Source organism: Curtobacterium sp. B8, assembly GCF_000333315.1.
Classification (GTDB): domain Bacteria; phylum Actinomycetota; class Actinomycetes; order Actinomycetales; family Microbacteriaceae; genus Curtobacterium; species Curtobacterium luteum.
Genome location: NZ_BACW01000168.1, coordinates 1 through 1,495, shown reverse-complemented (window position 1 = coordinate 1,495; position 1,495 = coordinate 1). Strand labels below are relative to the sequence as shown.

Here is a 1,495-nt window from a genome sequence, read left to right as displayed (position 1 = left end):
TCGTGCACCGTAGGGACACCGTCGAACGCACGCTCGAGGACGTCCGGGACCAGGAACGACCTACCTCGCACGGTGCGAGTCGGCCGCATCGGCGATCGCATCGTGAGAGGTTTCGCGCCCCGTGCGGGGGGTGTGCCCTGAACACGCTGTTGGGATCCTCGCACCGAGCGGGGGCGAGGGCGGGAGCGGGGGCGGGGGCGGGGACGGGGGCAGGTGCGGGGGCGGCCGCGTGCACGAGCGCCGCGGTCGCCGGGTGTTCGGGTGCGTCGAACACCCGCCCGACCGGCCCCTGCTCGACGATCCGGCCGTCCGCGACCACGGCCACCCGATCGGCCCAGCCGGCGACGAGGCCGAGGTCGTGCGTGATGACCAGCACGCCGGCTCCGCGTTGCTGGGCCCGGCGGAGCTGCTCCATGACGGCCACCGCGACACCGGCGTCGAGCGCGGTGGTCGGTTCGTCCGCGACGACGAGCGCGGGGGAGCCGATCGTGGCCGCCGCGATGAGGGCCCGCTGCCGCATCCCGCCGGAGAGCGTCCCGGCCAGCCGGCCGTCGGTCGCGATCGCGGGGTCGAGCCCGACGTCGGCGAGCGCGGTCCGCACGGCCTCGACCCGTTCGGCGGCGCGCATGGACGTGTGCAGTCGGAGTGCGTCCGCCACCTCGCGGCCGACCGGGCGGAGCGGGTCGAGGGCACCGAGGGCCTCCTGGCCGACGTACCCGACGCGGGTGCCGCGGAGCCGACGCCAGTCGCGTTCGCGGAAGCCCCTCGCGTCCGTGCCGGCCACCTCGAGCCGGTCGGCGGCGACCTCGGCTCGGTCGGCGGACAGCCCGAGGAGCGCGCGGGCGGTCACGGTCTTGCCCGCGTCCTGGAGGCGCAGGGCCGGCCCGTCACGCTCCTCACGCACCCGGGTCGGCTGGGACTCGCGGAGCACCGGCAGTTCCTGCTCGACCACGCCACCGCACCCGCGGTGCTGTTCCTCGACGACGACGTCTGGCTCGAGCCGGGAACGGTCCGCCGGATGCTCGACGCCCTGCGCTCGCTCGACTGCGGGTTCGTGGGGTCGGCCGTGCAGGGGCTGTCGTACCTAGCCGACCGACGTCCGGCCGAGACAGCGGTGTTCGAGCCGTGGGCGGACGGTGTCGAACCGGAGGTCGTGCGTCGCGGGACCCCGGCCCACGACCGGTGGTCGCTCCACAACGCCGCGAACCTGGCGCACGTCGCCTCCGACCTCGGTGTGGAGCAGGGCGGCTGGGTGCCCTACCGGGTCGCCTGGGTCGGCGCCTGCGTGCTCTACGGCCGGGAGCGACTCGACTCGGCGGGCGCGTTCCGCTTCTGGCCCGAGCTCCCACCGCAGCACGCCGGCGAGGACGTCGTCGCCCAGTGGCGGGTCATGGAACGCTTCGGCGGCGCGGGCATCGTCCCGTCGGGCGCGGTGCACCTCGAGTCGCCGACCACGGTGACGGACCGCCGGGTCGACGCGCCGGACGTCGGTCCA

2 protein-coding genes are annotated in these 1,495 nt (G+C 75.8%); one reads left to right on the top strand and one right to left on the bottom strand.

Going from position 1 to position 1,495, the window contains the following annotated elements; all coding sequences use genetic code 11:
• The coding region (locus I59_RS04135) for an ATP-binding cassette domain-containing protein (protein WP_022902787.1) at nucleotides 1-952 on the bottom strand (952 nt) is incomplete at its 3' end.
• On the opposite strand from I59_RS04135, the gene I59_RS04130 reads away from it, so the two are divergent.
• The coding region (locus tag I59_RS04130) for a glycosyltransferase (RefSeq protein ID WP_261976511.1) at nucleotides 866-1,495 on the top strand (630 nt) is incomplete at its 3' end. The genes I59_RS04135 and I59_RS04130 overlap by 87 nt on opposite strands.